General features: G+C 45.1%; 1 protein-coding gene and 1 pseudogene. One reads left to right on the plus strand and one right to left on the minus strand.

What is annotated here, in order from left to right:
* Positions 1 to 315: hypothetical protein (locus tag ACWHAR_RS25220; protein WP_452088201.1), on the minus strand; the 315-nt coding region annotated here is incomplete at its 3' end.
* A 164-nt stretch (positions 316 to 479) separates the two neighbouring features.
* On the opposite strand from ACWHAR_RS25220, the pseudogene ycnK reads away from it, so the two are divergent.
* Positions 480 to 843: pseudogene (ycnK, locus tag ACWHAR_RS25225) on the plus strand (copper uptake transcriptional regulator YcnK); the annotation flags it as partial.

Genomic DNA, 843 nt, shown 5'->3' on the forward strand with positions numbered 1-843 from the left:
ATTTTGAATCACGTACTTTGCAATCATCCGCTCACTCACAATAAAAACGGGATACGCGCACACAAGTGCAAATACAGCCATCGGCACGTGCTGGACAGCTGGCAGCACTGAGCCTGCCGCATTGCGGAGGAGCATCAAAAGATAAATGAGCAGCACGATGGCCGCTAATGATACCAGCATAATCGGAGCTGAAACTTTATATTCATAAAGCCGTTCCCGGCAGTGGCCGCAGCGAAATTGACAAGGCACATTTGATGATCTCACCATATCGCCTGTCAAAGGTTTGCCGCAGTTCGGGCATGGTGTTTCTTTCATAGGGTATTCCTCACTTTCTATTCCATCTGTCTATTATACCAGAGTCCCTTCTGTTTCGTTTTGTTGCTGTTCAACATATTTTCACATTTTTTATCATCCACTTACTTGTCTCCGTCTCTAAAATCCTCTACGCTTAAATAGATGTTAATGAAGAGGGTGTATGAATGCTTCCGATTAATAGACAGCAACACATACTGAAGTGGCTGAAAGAAGAAGGCTCGCTTAGAATTTCTGACATCAGCGCAAGGTTCGGCGTTTCGGAAATGACGGTATATAGAGATGTCAATCAGCTGGTTCAGTCAAATCAGGTCATAAAAACCGCCGGCGGCATCACGCTCCCCGTCCGAACACCTCAAACAGATCATATGTGCAGCTATTGCTTGAAGCCAGTCAATCAAGCTCATTCGGTTCAGCTGATTACGGTAAACCAAGACATTGAACAGCTATGCTGCGCACATTGCGCGTTTTTGCGTTACGCGGATAAAACGGAAGAGGTTTCACACTTGATTTGCAGAGATTTTCTGTTAC

The organism is Bacillus sp. LR--39, from assembly GCF_053613335.1.